The sequence below is a fragment of the Chitinophaga filiformis genome (assembly GCF_023100805.1).
Classification (GTDB): Bacteria; Bacteroidota; Bacteroidia; order Chitinophagales; family Chitinophagaceae; genus Chitinophaga; species Chitinophaga filiformis_B.
In genome coordinates, this window is the sequence record NZ_CP095855.1 from 4,945,366 (window position 1) to 4,964,031 (window position 18,666).

At 47.9% G+C, this 18,666-nt stretch carries 12 protein-coding genes; 3 read left to right on the plus strand and 9 right to left on the minus strand.

Annotated elements, in window-relative coordinates; translation table 11 throughout:
- Nucleotides 1-83: 83 nt before the first annotated feature.
- Entirely contained in the window at nucleotides 84-1,631 is a 1,548-nt protein-coding gene (locus MYF79_RS19305) for a GNAT family N-acetyltransferase (RefSeq protein ID WP_247809278.1), read from the minus strand.
- A 134-nt stretch (nucleotides 1,632-1,765) separates the two neighbouring features.
- Between MYF79_RS19305 and MYF79_RS19310 the strand changes: the two genes are divergently transcribed.
- A complete protein-coding gene (locus MYF79_RS19310) occupies nucleotides 1,766-2,968 on the plus strand; it encodes a glycosyltransferase (protein WP_247809279.1) in 1,203 nt (400 codons plus the stop codon).
- A 4-nt stretch (nucleotides 2,969-2,972) separates the two neighbouring features.
- Complete coding sequence (locus MYF79_RS32480) at nucleotides 2,973-3,602, plus strand: acyltransferase (protein ID WP_317233076.1); 630 nt, start codon at nucleotides 2,973-2,975, stop codon at nucleotides 3,600-3,602.
- Between the two features lie 4 nt (nucleotides 3,603-3,606).
- Here MYF79_RS32480 and MYF79_RS19325 read toward each other — a convergent pair whose 3' ends face one another.
- Nucleotides 3,607-8,382, minus strand: coding sequence for a PKD domain-containing protein (locus MYF79_RS19325; protein ID WP_247809280.1), 4,776 nt, complete (start codon nucleotides 8,380-8,382; stop codon nucleotides 3,607-3,609).
- A 509-nt stretch (nucleotides 8,383-8,891) separates the two neighbouring features.
- Between MYF79_RS19325 and MYF79_RS19330 the strand changes: the two genes are divergently transcribed.
- Nucleotides 8,892-10,229, plus strand: a complete 1,338-nt coding sequence (locus MYF79_RS19330) for a lipopolysaccharide biosynthesis protein (RefSeq protein WP_247809281.1) — start codon at nucleotides 8,892-8,894, stop codon at nucleotides 10,227-10,229.
- A 62-nt stretch (nucleotides 10,230-10,291) separates the two neighbouring features.
- Here the strand turns inward: MYF79_RS19330 and MYF79_RS19335 are convergent, their stop codons facing one another.
- From MYF79_RS19335 to MYF79_RS19365, 7 genes are all read right to left on the minus strand, one after another.
- Nucleotides 10,292-11,383, minus strand: a complete 1,092-nt coding sequence (locus tag MYF79_RS19335; protein WP_247809282.1) for a hypothetical protein — start codon at nucleotides 11,381-11,383, stop codon at nucleotides 10,292-10,294.
- A 219-nt stretch (nucleotides 11,384-11,602) separates the two neighbouring features.
- Nucleotides 11,603-12,337, minus strand: coding sequence for a class I SAM-dependent methyltransferase (locus tag MYF79_RS19340; protein WP_247809283.1), 735 nt, complete (start codon nucleotides 12,335-12,337; stop codon nucleotides 11,603-11,605).
- Nucleotides 12,338-12,349: 12 nt separating this feature from the next.
- Nucleotides 12,350-13,486 carry a glycosyltransferase family 4 protein gene (locus MYF79_RS19345; protein WP_247809284.1) on the minus strand — a complete coding sequence of 379 codons (1,137 nt, stop codon included), beginning with the start codon at nucleotides 13,484-13,486 and terminating at the stop codon, nucleotides 12,350-12,352.
- A gap of 3 nt (nucleotides 13,487-13,489) precedes the next feature.
- Nucleotides 13,490-15,391, minus strand: a complete 1,902-nt coding sequence (asnB, locus tag MYF79_RS19350) for an asparagine synthase (glutamine-hydrolyzing) (RefSeq protein WP_247809285.1) — start codon at nucleotides 15,389-15,391, stop codon at nucleotides 13,490-13,492.
- A complete protein-coding gene (locus MYF79_RS19355; RefSeq protein ID WP_247809286.1) occupies nucleotides 15,379-16,302 on the minus strand; it encodes a glycosyltransferase family 2 protein in 924 nt (307 codons plus the stop codon). The genes asnB and MYF79_RS19355 overlap by 13 nt, the downstream gene beginning before the upstream one ends.
- Nucleotides 16,286-17,497, minus strand: coding sequence for a glycosyltransferase (locus tag MYF79_RS19360; RefSeq protein ID WP_247809287.1), 1,212 nt, complete (start codon nucleotides 17,495-17,497; stop codon nucleotides 16,286-16,288). The genes MYF79_RS19355 and MYF79_RS19360 overlap by 17 nt, the downstream gene beginning before the upstream one ends.
- On the minus strand, nucleotides 17,497-18,657 hold the full coding sequence (locus tag MYF79_RS19365) for a sugar transferase (protein WP_247809288.1): 1,161 nt from the start codon (nucleotides 18,655-18,657) through the stop codon (nucleotides 17,497-17,499). The genes MYF79_RS19360 and MYF79_RS19365 overlap by 1 nt, the downstream gene beginning before the upstream one ends.
- Nucleotides 18,658-18,666 lie beyond the last annotated feature (9 nt).

Here is an 18,666-nt window from a genome sequence, read left to right on the forward strand (position 1 = left end):
CTACAAACACAGATGCTCCTGACGGAACTGATCGTAACGAATGATCTGACGCGATCTCCTTACACAGGTATTGCAAATACCACTCAATTACCTTTATCAGTTTTCTTCCATTTCACCTCATAGAGGTCCCTGCGCATATCCTTCCTTGTCTGCACGCTGCCAAAGGCGTTCAGCTCTTTCAGCAGCACCAGGTCCACATCAGCAATAACCACCATTTCTGTATTGGTGGTAGCATCTGCTTTCACACCTGTAACAGGGAATGCAAAGTCAGAGGGCGTAAACACAGCACTCTGTGCATATTGCAGATCCATGTTGTTGACCTTTGGCAGGTTCCCGACACAGCCAGCAATGGCCACGTAACACTCATTTTCAATGGCCCTGGCCTGCGCGCAGAACTTCACACGGTTAAAAGCATGCTGTGTATCGGTCAGGAAAGGTACAAACAATATTTGCATTCCCTGCTCTGACAAGATACGCGATGGCTCGGGAAACTCCACATCATAGCAGATCTGGATACCTATTTTCCCGCAATCTGTATCGAATGCTTTGAGCGTATCGCCGCCCTTTACACCCCAGGCATATACTTCACTGGGCGTAGGATGCATTTTGATATACTCTTCATGTGTCCCATCCCGGCGACAAAGGTAACAGATGTTGTACAATGCCTCATCAATTACAATGGGCATGCTGCCGCAAATGATATTTACGTTGTAAGACACTGCGTGCTGAATGAACTGGTCCCTCAGCTGCTCTGTATACTTTGCTACGCCCCTGATGGCGCCGGCAGCATCCAGCTGGCTGAATTCCGCCATTAGCGGGGCATTGAACAGTTCAGGAAAGACCACGAAGTCAGAACCGTAATCGCTCACCGCATCAATAAAATACTCTACCTGCTGCATAAAGCCCTCCAGGCTGCCATAGTCGCGCATCTGCCATTGCACCAACCCGATACGCACCGTGGATTTATTGTAACGGATGGTATCCTGGTCTTTCTCATAGTAGATATTATACCATTGCAGCAGGGTGGCAAAACCTTTGGAGGCTTCGTCGTGCGGCAGGTAATTCTTCAGGATCTTCTTTACCTGGAAATCGTTGGAAAACTGGAAAGTCAGTGTAGGATCATAGATCTCCTTATCGCGTACTTTCTCGATATAATCCCTGGGCGACATTTCATCCGCATATTTGAGATAATTGGGGATACGGCCACCAGCCACGATGCCACGAAGGTTCAGCCTTTCGCAGAGGGTCTTGCGGGCATCGTATAAGCGTCTCGCCAGTCGCCGGCCACGATAGTCAGGATGCACAAATACCTCTATACCGTAGAGCACATCTCCTTTTGGATCATGTGTACTAAAAGTATAATAACCCGTTATTTGTTCATACGTATGTTCGTCACCGAACTTCCCGTAATCAACAATGATAGACAATGCACAACCTACCACCTTATCGTTCACTGTGATAGCGATCTGCCCTTCGGGGAAGAGCTCTATGAGCCGGCGGATGGTGGGTTCGCGCCAGTAACTACCTTCCATATCTGCATATGCAGAGACCATGGATTCTTTGAGATCCAGGTAATCTTCTGCGGTTAACTGCCGGATATCGATTGTTTCGGAAATGTGTTTTGAAGTCATAAAATAATAGTTCACTTTTATCTTTTACTGCTGCTTTTCTATAATGTAAAAAAAGTAGCTATATTTGGGTCGTTTTTAGCCATGCTCCCTTGAGACCTCAATAAGCAATTATATCACCATAATTCTTAACTGCAGTGTCACTCATCAGGAACCGGGATATTGTTATCATTGGCTTACAGCAGTGGTATACCCCAATAGGAAGTAATTGTAAGAATATAGCATTACAATTCGCGCGCCACAACCGTGTATTGTATGTTAATTCACCGCTTGACCGGCGAACCATCCTCAAACAAAAGGATGATCCCAATATCTCTTATCATCTCAGAACTTTACAGAAGAAAGAACCTTCGATCGTACCAGTGGAGGAAAATCTGTGGGCATATTATCCATCTGCTGTACTTGAATCTATTAACTGGCTGCCGGCTAAGGCGCGGCCGCTCTTCTCCTGGTTAAACAAACGGAATAACAGGAAGTTTGCTGCCAGCATCAAAGAAGCGATCACAGCACTGGGTTTCTCCGACGTTATCCTCTTCAATGATAACGATATTTTCCGGGGTTTTTATATGAAAGAATTGCTCAATCCGGCCACTTACATTTATTACAGCCGGGATTACCTGCTGGGCGTGGATTACTGGAAAAAACACGGAGAAAAACTGGAGCCTGAGCATATTGCAAAAGCGGATGTAGCCCTGGCAAATTCTCCCTACCTGACAGACATCCTTAAAAAGTACAATTCCAACAGTTTTTATGTGGGACAGGGCTGCGATCTTTCCCTCTTCGATGTAACGCGCCAGTATGCAGTACCTGCTGACCTGGCTAACATAAAAGGGCCGCGGATAGGCTATGTAGGCTCCCTGAACGCCCACCGGCTGGACCTGGGTATTATCGAGCATATTGCCAGGGAAAAAAAGGACTGGTCGGTAGTGTTGGTCGGTCCGGAGGATGAATATTTCCAGAGATCTGTACTGCATCAGCTGCCCAATGTATATTTCCTGGGGCGGAAGGAGCTGAAAGAACTGCCAGCCTATATCAAGGCCTTTGATGTATGTATCAATCCGCAGCAGGTGAATGTACTGACTGTAGGCAATTATCCGCTGAAAATAGATGAATACCTTGCTTTAGGGAAACCGGTGGTAGCAACCGCCACCAGGACAATGGAATATTTCGATTCACACACCTACCTTGCCCGGAATGCAAATGAGTACGTTACGTTCATTTCAAAGGCACTTTCTGAAGATACTCCTGCCCTGCAGGAACAGCGTATAGCCTTTGCCCGCTCGCATAGCTGGGAAAACTCCGTAACAGCCATTTATGAGGCAATATTAAATACCGCATGACCAGATGAGTACATTTTCAAGCCTGAAAGAAAAGATCAAAAGTAATCCCGGCCTCAAACAATTTGCGCACCGCATGATAATGCCCAGGGGACAGGCCAGGCCACGTTTATGGGTAAGACTGGTAGCAAACCGCTTTATACATAAAAGGGGAAAAGGCGCTGTTGTGCGCCGTTACACACGCCTGGACGTATTTCCGTTCAACAACTTCACGCTGGGCGCCAAATCCATCATAGAAGATTTCGCCACCATCAACAACGGGATGGGCGATGTACTCATCGGCAATAATGTACAGGTGGGCATGGGAAATGTGCTGATAGGTCCTGTTACGATCGGCGACAATGTGATCATTGCCCAGAACGTGGTGATGTCAGGGCTCAATCACGGCTACCAGGATATCGCTGTCCCTATCGGCATGCAGCCCTGTACCACCAGTGAGATCAATATTGGTGCAGACAGCTGGATCGGCGCCAACTCGGTGATCACTGCAGGCACAAAAATAGGGGAACATGCAGTGGTAGCAGCGGGTAGCGTTGTTACCAAAGATGTTCCCCCATTCAGTATTGTAGCCGGGAATCCTGCAAGACTTATCAAACAGTATAACCCGGCTACAAAATTGTGGGAAAGAGTTCCCTGATGGCTTAATTAGCTTTTATGAACTTCGTACTCCATTTATAAGTGCTGTCTTTGTATACCACCTGCAGTATGTATGTACCTGCGGGCAGGGATGATATATCCAGTGCTTCCTGCTGGTTGTCGCCCGCCGGCAGTATATAGCTCTTCATCGCTCTGCCGGATATATTAAAGATCGTGATAGTCCCCTGTGTCGCATTCTTCATACGTTGTTTGAAGTACAGGGTGCTAACGGCAGGATTCGGGTAAGTCATGACCTCAGGAACGAATGCATCTCCTTCCGTATCCAGCACCGTCACCTCGAAAGTAGAACGGCTGCTCAGGTTGTTGGCATCTGTTACCGTCAGTTCAAACACATAGCTGCCAGGGAAGGCCATACCGGAGATCTTCGTACTGCTCGCATTCGGGGCCGAGAAGATTGCCTGCAGCGGACCATAAACCTGTTTCCATGCATAGGAAGTGATGGTACTGTTAATGGCGTAAGATGCGTTGCCATCAGCATTCATGCTTTGTACCGGTAATTTCAGCGTCAGGTCGCCCTGTGTACGTGCCACAGGCGCCTTATCATTACTGTTGTTATCGTCGGTTTTTGCCGGCAATACCCTCACCGTTATCCTGTCTTTGGCGGTAGCATTCTTATTGTCTGTTACCGTCAGCTCGAATGTATAAGTACCCTCTGTCAACGCAGACACTACATTGATGATACCCTGTGAATTGGAGAAGCGTACATCTTTACCCGCCACCTTCAGCCATTGGTAGTTGGTGATCACACCATCTGCATCAGAGGAAGCGGCAGCATTCAGGATGACACTGTTCACCGGCAGCGTGATGGTCACATCAGCACCTGCATTGGCAACAGGCGCTCTATTGCTGACAGGAGCCGGTTTCACTACTACCCTCATTGTATCTGTATCGAGTACATTATCATCATCAGCAACTGTGAGCGTCAGCACGTAAGTACCTTCTACGAGGTCTGTAGCCCTGGTAACAGCCACATTAGACTGTGTAAAGGTACCGCCTGAAGGACCACTTAATTTCCGCCATGCATATTTCATGATCCGGCCATCTGCATCTTTCGAGCCGCTGCCATCCAGTTCAACTGCATTGTTTGGCAGTGTAATGGTTTGGTCAGGCCCTGCATTGGCAACAGGAGCTATATCTGGTGGCTGGTTGTTCACCCTCACTACCACGTTGGCGGTGGATGTAGCCTTGTCATCGTCTGTAACCGTCAGGGAGAACGTGTATGTTCCGCCTACAAAGCCTGTGACTGTCGTCCTTGCGTTGCTGGCATTGGTGACTATACCACCGGCAGCCGGCCCGCTTATTTTCTTCCAGGCGTATTTAACGATCTTACCGTCGGGATCTTTAGAGCCAGAACCGTCCAGTGTTACCGTATTAACAGGCAATGTGATGCTCTGCATGCCGCCCGCGTCGGCTACAGGCGCCTTATTCGGTTGTGCAACAGGGTTCACCGTTACCGTTACATTCGCGGTAGCTGTCGCATTATCATCGTCGGTCACGGTCAAAGAGAATACATACGTTCCTGCCACCAGGCCTGTTACTGTAGTTTTGGCAAGCGTAGCAGCGGATAATGTACCTGCTACAGGCCCGCTTAATTTCTTCCAGGCATATTTGGTGATCTTACCATCCGCGTCTTTGGAGGCTGAACCGTCCAATGCCACTGAATTGACAGGCAACGTGATGGTGGTATTGGCGCCAGCATTGGCTACAGGCGCCTTATTTGGTTGTACAACAGGGTTCACCGTTACCGTCACATTCGCGGTAGCTGTTGCATTATCATCGTCGGTCACGGTCAAAGAGAATACATACGTTCCTGCCACCAGGCCTGTTACTGTAGTTTTGGCAAGCGTAGCAGCGGATAATGTACCTGCTACAGGCCCGCTTAATTTCTTCCAGGCATATTTGGTGATCTTACCATCCGCGTCTTTGGAGGCTGAACCGTCCAATGCCACTGAATTGACAGGCAACGTGATGGTGGTATTGGCGCCAGCATTGGCTACAGGCGCCTTATTTGGTTGTACAACAGGGTTCACCGTTACCGTCACATTCGCGGTAGCTGTTGCATTATCATCGTCGGTCACGGTCAGGGAGAATACATATGTTCCTGCCACCAGACCTGTTACTGTAGTTTTGGCAAGCGTAGCAGCGGATAATGTACCTGCTACAGGCCCGCTTAATTTCTTCCAGGCATATTTGGTGATCTTACCATCCGCGTCTTTCGAGGCTGAACCGTCCAATGCCACTGAATTGACAGGCAACGTGATGGTGGTATTAGCACCGGCATTGGCTACAGGCGCTTTATTCGCCACCGCAGGATTTACTTTTACAGTAATACTGTCTACGTCTGTAGCAGCTTTATCGTCAGTGATCGTCAGGGTGAAGATGTAGGTACCTGCCGCCAGTCCTGTTACACTTGTAGTAGCGATGGCCGCGTTGGTGATAGCCGCATTGTTTGGTCCGGATAACTGTTTCCAGGCGTATTTACTGATCTTTCCATCTGCATCAGTGGAGGCAGAAGCATCGAGTGTTACGGTATTGGTTGGCAGTGTGATGGTAATATCCTTACCGGCGTTAGCCACCGGTGTACTGTTATTGCCCTGACCAGGGGAAGCTGGTCCCTGGTATTCATAGGCGCCTACATCGAAGCCCTTGTTCATAGGGCGTCTATTGCCATCAAGATCGTCGGCCAGGCCTAAATCAGCAACCGATTTACCGGCATCGATCGCTTTGGATTTAGCGGTCAGGTGCAGATCGCCGCCTGCGCCATTTGTTACTACACTTGCGGCATTCGCAATAGTGGAGAAGAGGTTATTACCGTAGTCGAATTTAATGTTCTGCGCCCCCCTGATGTAAATGCCATCCGTGGGATAGCTGCCACCTAAAGACTTTTCGATGATCAGGTTGTTGTATACTTTATGGCCGATAGTGGTCAGGTATGCATATATCTTGATGCCACTATTGCCCGTATTGTAGATCGTGTTGTTGTATATATAGGCGGTCACCGGTTCAAGGATCAGCTTATCCGCCACCTGGATGCCCTCTCCGTTCTCTACGTTGGAAACGGTGTTGTTGTAGACGTAAGAGATGCCCGAACCAAACAATGCGATACCGGGCAGATAACCGTCATCAACCACGTTGTCGTACAACTTCACCCGGGAGCCACCGCCCATCAGCATACCATAACTTTGTGCATCCAGCTTGTTGGTGCCGTAGTTACGTACAACATTGTTGTGTACCCGGTTGTCTCCCATATCCGCCATGGCCACCTGTATACCATCCTGGCCCATGTACTGGAGATCATTATCGTATACTTCCAGGTCCTGGATATGGTGGGATTTAATGCCTTTGCAGAGAAGGTAATCCATGATGTAATGGGTGTTGCCGATATAGAACCCTTCATAGGCGGCATAGCGGCCTTTGATGTGGTGTATCTTCACATTCTTCATCACATACCTGCCTTCCCAGAACTGTGGATTGTCGCATTCCTGCGTGGTCTTCGCCACGATGAAGGAACCTACGTCGTGGATATAGAAATTGTGTACATCAATATCAGAGCTGCCGGAGCCCAGGTACATCCCCTGCATTTTGACACCGATCAGGTTCTTACCATTTACATCAAAGCCATATTCTATACCAGGCGTACCGGAGCCGGTGATGTGCAGGAATTTACCTCCCATGATGCCAAAAGAAACATCTGTTTTCAGGGTCTTGATACCCGTTCTTACCACACCGCCGCAATTGGTGATCACGATCGGTTTGGCGGCTGTACCTACCAGGTTACCCAGCTGTATAAACTCGTAGTCGCCGGCGGGTATACAGAGAGTATCGCCCGGGTTGAGCTTGAAGGCGCTCATGGCATCTGTATAATACATGCCATTACCAATATTGGGTTTTGCCATCACTTTCTTGTTGCCCGGCGGAGGTGGCGGCGGCGGACTACTCACAGGCTTTCCCTGCTCGTATTGCAGCATCCATTCGTATACGTTCATACCATTTTCCTTATAGGCAGGATCATAGGCCCTGGACCAGGCATCATGTCCTTTTGCGTCGAAAATGGTGAGTTTGGGTTGTGGATTGGGAGCTGGTTTATAGGCATCTATCATGGACACCCAGTCCTTTGAATATTGTGAGGGCACCATCGGGTCATCTTCATTATGAAGGAACCACATGGGCACATCGTATTTAGCTACATTGTTTGGAGCTGAGGGCAGCTGTCTGGGGTTCATATTACCTGCAATAGGAACAGCTGCAGCAACGATCTTGGCATAGGCGTCGCCCGCGCTCGCGAAGTCTTCCGTAACACCGCCACCCATACTCAGGCCGGTTACATAGATCCGCTTGTTATCAATCCTGTACTTCTTTTTCAGATAGTTGACCAGGCTCAATACATCCACAGGAGCGGGAATTTTCTTAAACTGCGGGGCAACAACTATAAATGAATAAGATTTGCCCTGTACTGTAAATGAAGCAGGAAACGTTCCGTTGGTAATGAGCTTCGGTATACCGTTCCTCAGCACAGCAGGCAGCTGTGTGGTACCGTTACCCAATTCTCCTATCCCGTGAATGAAGATCAGCAGAGGAAAAGATTCTTTGCTGCCTGCATAGGATGGAGGAACATATTCATAATACCCCCCGGAATTTGTAACATTGGTTCCGGCTAATGATACCGCCGTCATCTGGGCGGTTGCTGCTAACGTTGGGTACAGCCCCACTGCAAGGCATACAGTGAACAGTCTGACCATAGTTGTGTACAAATGTTTCATCAGTCAGGTTTTTCAAAAAAATTATATGGTGTGCATGCCGGGGTTTATCCCCTACTTCTAAAAAATGACAAAGCAATCAGTTGAAATGGTTAAAGCACGCTGGATGTAATCGTGTACGTTTTCCTTCAGAGGTCTTGTCAATGTCGCCGTGATGTTCCGTTTACTTCACCTGGTTGTTCATAAGGGCGTGTGATTATCTATGCTGGTGTGTCCCAATCATCTGATATTCTCCTACTTCTTAGATTTTTTTAATCCCGCGACAAAGTACAATAATTTTATTTGTCAAATAGAATATTTTTTATATGTAATTATACTAATTAATAAAGCATTATAAAAAATAATACGTAAATAAGTAGCAACGATAATATTGCTGGAGCAGTGGTAAATTAAATTTTGTGAAACTTTTACATTATGGTAATATTGTGGCGTCGGAATACACCTTCCCCAAATAATCTTATCCTGTAAAAAAGACCGCACAAAATTTCAATCACTGGTTTTATATCAAATACATGGGATTTAAATTACTATCGGTATTTAACAACAGGCATTTTCATTCTTTATTAGGTAATCTCGTCTCGGCTTTTCTGAATGTACTATCATTTGCCATTCTCGTTCGTTTACTGTCCCTGTCTGCCTTCGGGGAATGGGTATTGTTCATAGGCACTTACACTGTACTTGATCAGATCCGGACCGCCCTGCTGCAATCTGGCATTATTAAATTCTATACCGGCGCCGATGAAGAAAGGGGCCGGGAGGTGGCAGGCAGCGCATGGTACCTGGTGCTCATTTTAACGGGCATTTATCTGCTGCTGAATCTCATTGCAGGGCTTATACTATACAACTATTTCGATGAGACCTGGCGCTTCTTTATGCGCTGGCTGGGCCTTATGATGGTCGTTTCTGTACCCTTCAACGTGGCCAGCTGGTTCCTGCAGTCAGAGCATCGTTTTGACAAAATATTGCAGATCCGTTTCTGGCAGAACGGCGGCTTCCTGGTACTGATATTACTGTTCCATTTCTTTGGCAGCGTTACCCTTCCCAATGTGCTGGTTGCCTATATGACCGGGCTGGCAGCTACCAGCTGTTTCACGCTGCTGAAAGGATGGACGAAGGTACGTACCCTGGTATACAATACTAAAAAGCAGGTGATGGTGCTGGTAAAATACGGCTGGCTCATTGTAGGCAGTATGATCTCTTCCGGTTTTCTCAACTATTCCGATAACTTCCTGATCCGTACCATGATCAGTCCTGCGGCTGTAGCTATATACAGCATCCCCCAAAAGTTCATGGAAGTCATAGAGATCATCCTCCGCAGCTTTGTGGCTACCGCACAGCCTACGCTTTCCGGCGCGGCCAACAGAAATGAATGGGGAGAGGTGTCACGGGCTTTCAGCCGTTATACCGGCGTTGTCAGCATCGTCATCATTCCTTTTATCATTGGCATGATCATCTTTACGCAACCACTGATCATCATCCTGGCCGGCCGTGCATACCTGCCTGCTACAGATGTGGTGCGCATCTTTCTCTTATGTGCCTTTCTCTACCCTATTGACCGTTTCATAGGTGTAGCCCTTGATATGATCAACCGTCCGCTGACCAATTTCTATAAAAACTTCATCAAACTGGTGCTAAATATTATCGGGGACGTTGTCTTCATTGCGATTTTCCATGATGTGCGCTGGGTTGCATTTGGATCACTGCTGAATATGATCATCTGCGTCGTGATAGGATATTATATGCTGAAGAAATATGTGCCATTCACAACGGGTGAGATCATCAGGCTGGGATGGGCGGAATGCCTGGTAATGCTGGAGAAGGTAACCGGAAAGCTGAAACTGGTAAAATAACAGATGCCTGCCTCTCCCTGACAGAAAGGGACAGGCAGGCATCTTTATAAATTGACGACCTCTCAGGGCGTATCCATGCTCTGGATCAATGACACCAGCGCTGCCGGAGTTACCGGAGCCAGTGTAAAATTAATACCCACAAAGCCACCGGAAGGCGAAGGAATAGTAACAGGCAGTTTCTGCGCAAAGAAGTTGCCATTCAGCGCCGTGATGGCCAGAAATGTACCTGACTGACCAATAGGTACGGAATTCTGGTAGCTTAATAGACCCTGGCGACCAACAGGCGCATTCAGGATCACATTGTACAACTTTACCACCGTATTTACACCGGCAGGTTTGAAAAACAACATGCAGGGCTCTTCACCACCATAGCTGGTTTGCGTGGCGGGATTGTAGAAGTTTGTAAAGTAGCCAAGTACCGTAGTTTTCGGACCTGGCAGGTTGGTCAGCGCATCACAGTTCCTCCAGGCCATCAGGCTATCGAGACGGAAATTCAGCGTACCGTTAGTGCCGTTGAATAATGCGAATCCCGGCGCAGCATTCCAGGAAACACCCTGGTTAGCGCTGGCAGCAACGGGGATAGTTACCGGCTGATTCAAATCATTATAACCGGAGGTAGTGATGATCACAGACGTATCGCCACCCCACATGGGCACACCATCCTGTGCTGGTCTTTTGGCTACAGGCACCTGTACGGCCACGGCGCTGTCGGCACGCAGCTTCAGGTCCTGTCCTCCCTGGGTAGCCCGTACGAAGAATTCTCCGTAAGATGTGAGCTGTGCGCCGCCATTGGTAGCTGTAGGCCTGCTGGCGAAGATCATGCTGCTGGGCTTCAGGATCTCCTTAATGACGATGTCAACGGTGCCCGAAACCGGGCCGCCACTCTGTGTGGTCAGGGAGTTGGGACTGAATGTGTAAACAGAACCTTGCTTCGTTTTGATTCTACCTCCCTGTTTACCGTCAACTTTGAAAAATTCGTACTGGGGCCCGTTCTGCTGCAACAGTTTTGCCAGCATGGCGCCGTCCGGATCATCCTCAGCCGCTGTAACAGCCAGCTTGTTCTGATCTTGTAATTTCGCTTCTTTTGAACAGGATGTAAAACTGAGCGCGGCAATGCACAGGCCGCCCCATGTCAAGAGGGAAAAGGATTTCATCGTGGTTTGTTTTAAGTTAGGGGTTTTCTGTCGGGGACAAAATTATTCATAATGGCTGCTGTCATATAGACACCATGTTGTAACACTGAAAATACTTTTGCATATACGTTGCCCTTCCAGAGCAGTCCGGGCTGGCACATCAGCTGCGATCAAAAACGAAAAGGCCTCCAGGCCGCTGCCAGGAAGCCTCTCGCTCCTTAAAAACAATCCTGTATTAGACTAAATTCTTTTCAACACTTTCGATCTGATGATACTTTTGCAGATATCTGTGAAAGCCCGTGTGGCCTCCGCCAGTTCCTTTCCAAGGGAACGCTGCGGGAAATAATGCAGGACCATTTCTCGGGTCCAGGGCTCTTCGAAGTATTTAAGAATGTCTTTGTCTTCCGGATTCACAATAAACTCAAAATTGTCTTCCCATTCTACCCGCATCGTGTGCAGATTGGGGTGAGTCCTTTCCATGATCTTATACCCGATGGAAGCTTTGGGCAGGTATTCCAGGTACAGGTCGCCAAAGTCGAAACTGGTAGGAAAAGCGATCCTTTCCTTGTCTACCAGCACCACCTTTCCTTCTACTTCCAGCAGTACCCACTTGTGGGATTTCTTTGGGAACAGATGTTCTCCCAGCAGGGATGGTGTTTCAATATAACCTCTTTTAGCTACACGGAACTGTTCATTGAGGAAGGCCACAGGGTCTTCCACGTGTTCCAGTACGTGATTACAGATCACGTAGTCAAATTCCTTGTCTTTGAAAGGCAGGTGCTCTCCGTCTGCCTTCAGGAACTGCTGGTTCCTCAGCACTTTTATGTCGCCGCTGCGATGCGTATTATCGTCTACGTACTTATCTACCACCACATTTGACCTGGGGTGCGGATTGTGGCCGCCTCCCACCTCAAGTACCCTGTCCGTTTTTTTAATATTCAGGTCGAAACGGGATTGCGGATTTCTGATTTTCATGCGTATAGTTTATTAATCCTGTAATGGCGCCAGCATCTGCTGGTACACCGTTTCTATTTTATGGGTCATGTCCCGTACATCAAAATTTGCCTTCACACACCTGCCGGCATTTTCCTGCAGGCTGCTGCGCAATGCACGGTCCTTTATCAGTCTTTCAATAGCAGCGGCCAGCGCTGTCTCATTCTTAGGCGGCACCAGCAGGCCTGTTACCTCATGTTCCACCGCCTCCCGGGTACCATCTACGTCGGATGCGATCACCGCTTTGCCCATTGCCATCGCTTCCAGTACTCCTATGGGAAATCCTTCCCATAGGGAAGGCAGGCAGTAAATGTCAACCGCGTTCAATACAGCCGGTACGTCCTGGCGGAAATTGTCGAACACCACCCTGCCGCTAATGCCCAGGTCCCCGGCCAACCGTACCGCGGCGGCTTTCAGATCGCCCTCACCTATCATTAACAAGGTAAGGTCCGGAAAGTTGCTGCATACTGTTGCATAGGCCCTCAACATTCCCAGGGGGTCTTTCTGCTCCGTTATGCGGACAATATACCCGATCACCAGGTGATGGGCCGGAATGCCGTATAAAGCCTTTATATCCGGATATTCACCCAGACGGTTGAACTTGTCCAGGTTCACCCCATTTTTGACCACCAGGGACTTAAAATGCCCAAATACGCGCAGCCCTGTCTGGTGATTGGAATCGGAAACCGTAATATTGAGCCTGGTATGCTGTGTAATGAACTTCTCAGCCAGTATCCTGGCCTTCCTGTTCCAGGCAGGCAGACTGTCATGGAAAGACCATCCGTGGATGGTATATATCACCGGCAGGCCCAGTGTACGTGCGGCCCAAAGTACGTTAGTATTGGCGCGGGTACCATGTACATGTACGATATCTATCCGCTGTTCCTTCAGGAGTTGTTTCACCTTTCTCCATACCTTAATGTCAAAGGCTTTCTCGGTATGAATAACGTGGGCGGGTATACCCAGCTGGGTAAGGGACGTGATCATCGGGCCATCGGTAAAGGATAGCACCACCGGCTCGAACAGGCTTTTGTCAAGGTACCGGACGAGGTCCAGCACATGGCTTTCCCCCCCTCCAATTTTGCCCTGTCGGATCGTTTGTAAAACCCTGATCTTCTTAATCTCTTCCATCTTTTACAATTGTTCCATCCACCGGCTATACCACAACTGGAATACGAGGATATTCCAGAGTTTCTGGTGACTTACCTTTCCGCCGTCAAAATAGTTCTGTTTCAGTGTTTCGATATGCGCCGGATCAAAAAGCCCGGTCTGCTCCAGTTTGGCAGGCGATAAATAATACGCCATCTGTTCTTTCAATTCATCTCTGAACCAATGTGTGAGCGGGGCGATAAACGGTCTTTTAGGACGGTCCATCAGTGTTTTCGGTATATACTGGTGTACGATTTCTTTGAGGATGTATTTGTTAACCTTATTCTTTACTTTCACGTGTGCAGGCACCTTTGCCAGGAATTCCACCAGCCGGTGATCCAGCATAGGCTCGCGGCCCTCAATGCTTACTGACATGGTTGCCCTGTCTACTTTAACCAGGTTGTTGTCTACCAGGAAGGTTTTATAATCCACAGACAGCAGGCGGTTCAATGCATCATTGATATTGTTCAGTTCCCCGTTCATATCAAAGTTTGTCTTGTAGGTACAGTGTGCACCTCCCAGGTAGCTGGCCGCTTCTGTTTCTGTAATATACTGACTGATATATTTCAATGCCTGCTGTGACTTACCCGATGCCCAGATCAGTTTCATCTTTTCATAACGGCTGGCAAAGTTGTATTGTTTATTGAAGTAAGGAATACTGGCAGGATTTACCAGTTTCATCACCTTGCTTACCACCCCCTGCAGCGACTTGGGAATACGTTCTGTGTATTGCAGGGATTGGTTGAATTTATTATATCCGGCAAAGAGCTCGTCCCCCCCGTCTGCAGAAAGTACCACCTTTACCTGCTTTGCAGCCAGTTTACTGACCAGCGTGGTGGGAACGGTGGAATTATCGGCAAAAGGCTCGTCGTAAATCTCGGGCAGATGATCAAGTATATCCCTTGCATCTGAGGGGCCCACAATCCATTCGGTATGGTCGGTGCCCAGGTGCTGTGCTATCCGGCGGGCTTCTTTGGATTCATCGAAGGCGGCTTCTTTATAGCCAATGGTGAATGTCTTCAGACGGCTACCGGAAGAAGCCTGCAGTATGGCTGCCACGCTGGAGCTGTCATAACCACCGCTCAGGAAAACCCCAACGGGAACGTCGGCCACCATCCGGTATTTGTAGGCGCTCTCCATCAGTTCTTTGGTATGACGGATGATGTCACCTTCATACATGCCTGTCAGCGGCTGGCGGTAAGCATCCAGCACGCTCCAGTACTCGGAGGTGGTCAATGCCTTGTTCTTCAGCGAAAGGTGCATGAAATGTCCCGGTTTCAGCTTATGCGTATGCTCGAAGATGGTATATGGCGCGGGAATGTAGCTATATTGGAGGAACAGTGATACACTGTTCACATCGATCTTTTTCTCAAAAGCGGGGAAACGGCTGAAGCTTTTCAACTCTGAAGCAAACAGCAGCACATTGTTGTGCCAGTAGTAGTAAAGCGGTTTTACCCCCGCCCTGTCGCGGCAGAAGATCACCTGTTGTTCTTCGCTGTCGTAGATCACAAAGGCAAACATACCAATACAATGGTCCACGATCTTTTCTTTCCAGCAGTCGTAGCCTTTGATCAGCACTTCAGTATCGCTGCTGGATGTAAAATGATACCCCTGGTGTTCCAGTTCGCGGCGTATTTCTTTAAAGTTGTATACCTCACCGTTGAAGATCATAGTATACTGTTTAAAATGCATCGGCTGATGCCCGCCGCTGGAAAGGTCGAGGATGGACAGACGGCGCTGGCCCAGCCCGATCAATGCATTAGGGTGTTCAAACACTTCATAGCCGCCGTCGTCGGGACCACGATGCAGCAATGCATCCGTCATGTCTTTCAGCACCGGGAGGCTCGCTTTTTTGGAGAAATCAATAAACCCTGCTATGCCACACATGGTAATAATTTTAGTTGACGATGTTTTACGTTCCACATAATGCCCTTCCAGAAAGCCCTTAGGTGTTCCTTCTCTTTATTGAGAATGAATTGTAACGTATTCTTGGGAATGGTAAACAAGGTCAGGTACAGTAAAAAGATGATCCGGTTAGGTAATGCCACGTTCCTTCGCATGAACAGTATCCTGTTCCTGGTAAGATAGTAGGTCTTTAATGGACTGTTCTTACCCGTGGACATTGATTCTTTATGGTAGATAAGTGATTTATACTGATAATAGATCTTATATCCCTTACGCTTGATTTGCTCGCACCAGTCAAACTCTTCATAATACAGGAAGTATACCTCCGGCATCAGCCCTACTTCTTTCAATACGGAAGCTTTGGTCATCATGCCGCCGCCGTGTGCATAGTTGGTAGCAGAGACCTGGTCATACTGGCCCTGGTCGGGCTCTTTACAACCGATCATACTGTTCCTTCCGGTGAATACATCTACCGACTGATAACCGGCGTATTCGATAATGCCTTTATGGAAGAAGTAATGAAATTTGGGGCTGACCATCCCTGCATCAGGATGCGCGTAAAAGACTTCCAGCAGGCCTTCTATCAGGCCATCGGTAAATTCGGTATCATTATTTACAAGAAAAATATACTCGCCTGTGGCCTCACGGATGCCCAGGTTATTACCACCGGCAAAACCTTTGTTGCTTTCACTCCTGATCACCTTTACCGCGGGGTAAACTTCCAGCAATGCGGCGGTGGGGTCTTCCACAGAAGCATTGTCCACAACGATCACTTCCACGTTGCGGTAACTGTTCCTGCTGATAGAAACCAGCAATTCACATGTAACGCTGCTTGTATTATAGTTGACCGTTACAATGGAAACAAGCGGTGCTATTTTATTTTCCTGTAACATTGACCAGGGGATTATCGATAGTTGTTTTGGAATGCTTTGTATGAATGAAGGTCTTATCAGCGCCTTTGAGCTTGAATACCAGTGAGAGCATGATACCTACTACATGGGGAAGGTTCATTAATACAGTGAGCAGGTATTTTGAGTAGAATTTACCGGGAAGCGGCAACATCATACTGATCACGAATGCGCCAAGGCAGATAGCCCAGGCAGATAAGGGCAGTGTGAGGTACTTACCGAATACCAGGTAGATGCCAGTCATGAACACTACACCTGCCAGCAACAGCATACGTGGCAGTAACATATTCTGGCCTACGGACATATAAAAATAGTCAATACGGCCTTTCAGCAATGCCCTGAACCCACGAGTAAAGTAATGGCGGAGGTATACGAACTGGCTGGACAGCCAGCGTTTGCGCTGGCTTTCGAATGCGGCTGCATTGGCCACCTTCTCATCAAATATGAGCGCCTCTTCGAGGTAGTGGATCTTATACCCTTTATCCACCAGCAGTTGTTGCAGTACCTTATCAAAACCGCCGGTAGCTTCTGTTTCCAGCAGGGCCTGTTTCATCAGCTGATATTCGAAGCCAATGCCGGAACCAATAATGGAAGCAGAGAGCCCAAGCGCATTGGCGCCTTTGCGGTTAATGTGATTGGCGATCATTTCATTGGCAGCATCCAGGATGGCGAAAGGAGAATCCATGTTCTTTGCTACACGCTGGGCCTGTATGATGTGGTACCCCTGCTGGTAGGCAATATTGATCTTCTGCAGAAAATCGGGCGCCGGGATGTTGTCAGCATCAGCGATCACCGCCATATCATATATATTATCATCCAGCTGCGCAAATGCGGCATTCAGTGATTTTGCTTTTGTGCTCTTCTTAAAAGAGACAGGGATCACGGTGATACCCTCCTCTTCAAGCGTCTGGATCGTTGCCGGTTTCAGGGAATCGGCAATAACAATCACTTTATAGCAGTTGGCCGGATAATCGAGCGATTCATAACTGATCGCTGCGTGAAGGATGATATCATCTTCCTTATAGGCAGGTACCAGGATGGCGATCCTGCAATAGGCCGCAACATCTTCGGTAATTTTAGTTTTCTTCGGAAAGAATTTACCGGCAACAGAGAACAAGAGGTTGTACAATACGCAGCCTCCGAGGTATCCGAATATGATTAATTCAATCGTAAGGATCATTATACATTATCTTTTTGTATTAACGCTTTCGGAGTGTTGGCCATAATCCACATGTCGTAGGTGAAGCTATGCGAATTGGAATAATTGATGTCCAATGCTATTCTTTCTTCTACAGACATATCTTTCTTTCCCCTTTTACTGATCTGCCAGAGACCGGTGATGCCTGCCGGCGCCAGGAAGCGCTGTGCCCATTCATCTGTGGTCAGTGCAGCCGCTTCGTATAGTGGTAAGGGTCTGTTACCAACGAGCGACATATCTCCTATCAATACATTCAAAAGCTGTGGAAGTTCATCAAGGCTGGTGTTCCTTAAAAAGGCGCCGAAACGGGTTACCCGGGGGTCATTGGATACTTTATAGAAAACCGGGCCATTACCGTCCTTATATTGATTCAGGTGTTGCAGCTGCTGCAGTTTTTTGTCTGCATCTGCTACCATCGTTCTGAACTTGTAGAATTTGAATACCTGGTAGTTCCTGCCGGCGCGGCGTGCTGCATAAAACACGGGGCCCTTGGACTCCAGTTTAATGATAACGGCGATTAACAATAAAAGGGGGCTGATGGCAATCAGCAGGCAGCTGGCAACAACGATATCAAAAGTTCTTTTCAGTACAGCGTTCAGGGTTCTTTTAGTCCTGATCTTTTTACCGCCATTGACAACTGTCAGCGGAGGATAGGTGTTCAGTTGTTTGAATTTGCTGATGAAAGATATTTTAGATGGTAATTTGGGAAGACATTTTGCCGTAATGATCTCGTCGATGAAGGTATATTTCTTCGCCGCGGTTTTCATTTCAGGAGTGATCTCAGCCACGTCCACGTAAAGCAGGAAAGGAATGCAGGAGTAGCTGGATTCCTTCTTCAGGTATTCTTTCCAGGCGTTCAGCCCCTTCTGGTTATCAACGTTGGACCGGTATATAATAACGCCCGGCCTTCTTCTGAAGACAGATTGCAATTGTTCCATCGTTGCAGCAGCGGAATCAAAATCCTGTGCAAAGAAACACTTGTACCCCGCATCTTCAAATTCGGGGGCGTTCATATGTTGCCCTACAAACAGCACAATATTGCTGTCAGCCATTATCTGACGGGGCATTGCCTGTTCACATTCTTCAAACTGCTTTGGGGCCGCATTTTTCAATACGCTCAGTTCAGGTGTAAATGTATTCATGCTAACAAA

What these genes read in the sequence shown, in the direction of transcription:
- MYF79_RS19305 (WP_247809278.1), bottom strand. Translation starts at nt 1,631, where the DNA reads ATGACTTCAAAACACATTTCCGAAACAATCGATATCCGGCAGTTAACC.
- MYF79_RS32480 (WP_317233076.1), top strand. Translation starts at nt 2,973, where the DNA reads ATGAGTACATTTTCAAGCCTGAAAGAAAAGATCAAAAGTAATCCCGGC.
- MYF79_RS19325 (WP_247809280.1), bottom strand. Translation starts at nt 8,382, where the DNA reads ATGAAACATTTGTACACAACTATGGTCAGACTGTTCACTGTATGCCTT.
- MYF79_RS19330 (WP_247809281.1), top strand. Translation starts at nt 8,892, where the DNA reads ATGGGATTTAAATTACTATCGGTATTTAACAACAGGCATTTTCATTCT.
- MYF79_RS19335 (WP_247809282.1), bottom strand. Translation starts at nt 11,383, where the DNA reads ATGAAATCCTTTTCCCTCTTGACATGGGGCGGCCTGTGCATTGCCGCG.
- MYF79_RS19340 (WP_247809283.1), bottom strand. Translation starts at nt 12,337, where the DNA reads ATGAAAATCAGAAATCCGCAATCCCGTTTCGACCTGAATATTAAAAAA.
- MYF79_RS19345 (WP_247809284.1), bottom strand. Translation starts at nt 13,486, where the DNA reads ATGGAAGAGATTAAGAAGATCAGGGTTTTACAAACGATCCGACAGGGC.
- asnB (WP_247809285.1), bottom strand. Translation starts at nt 15,391, where the DNA reads ATGTGTGGCATAGCAGGGTTTATTGATTTCTCCAAAAAAGCGAGCCTC.
- MYF79_RS19355 (WP_247809286.1), bottom strand. Translation starts at nt 16,302, where the DNA reads ATGTTACAGGAAAATAAAATAGCACCGCTTGTTTCCATTGTAACGGTC.
- MYF79_RS19360 (WP_247809287.1), bottom strand. Translation starts at nt 17,497, where the DNA reads ATGATCCTTACGATTGAATTAATCATATTCGGATACCTCGGAGGCTGC.
- MYF79_RS19365 (WP_247809288.1), bottom strand. Translation starts at nt 18,657, where the DNA reads ATGAATACATTTACACCTGAACTGAGCGTATTGAAAAATGCGGCCCCA.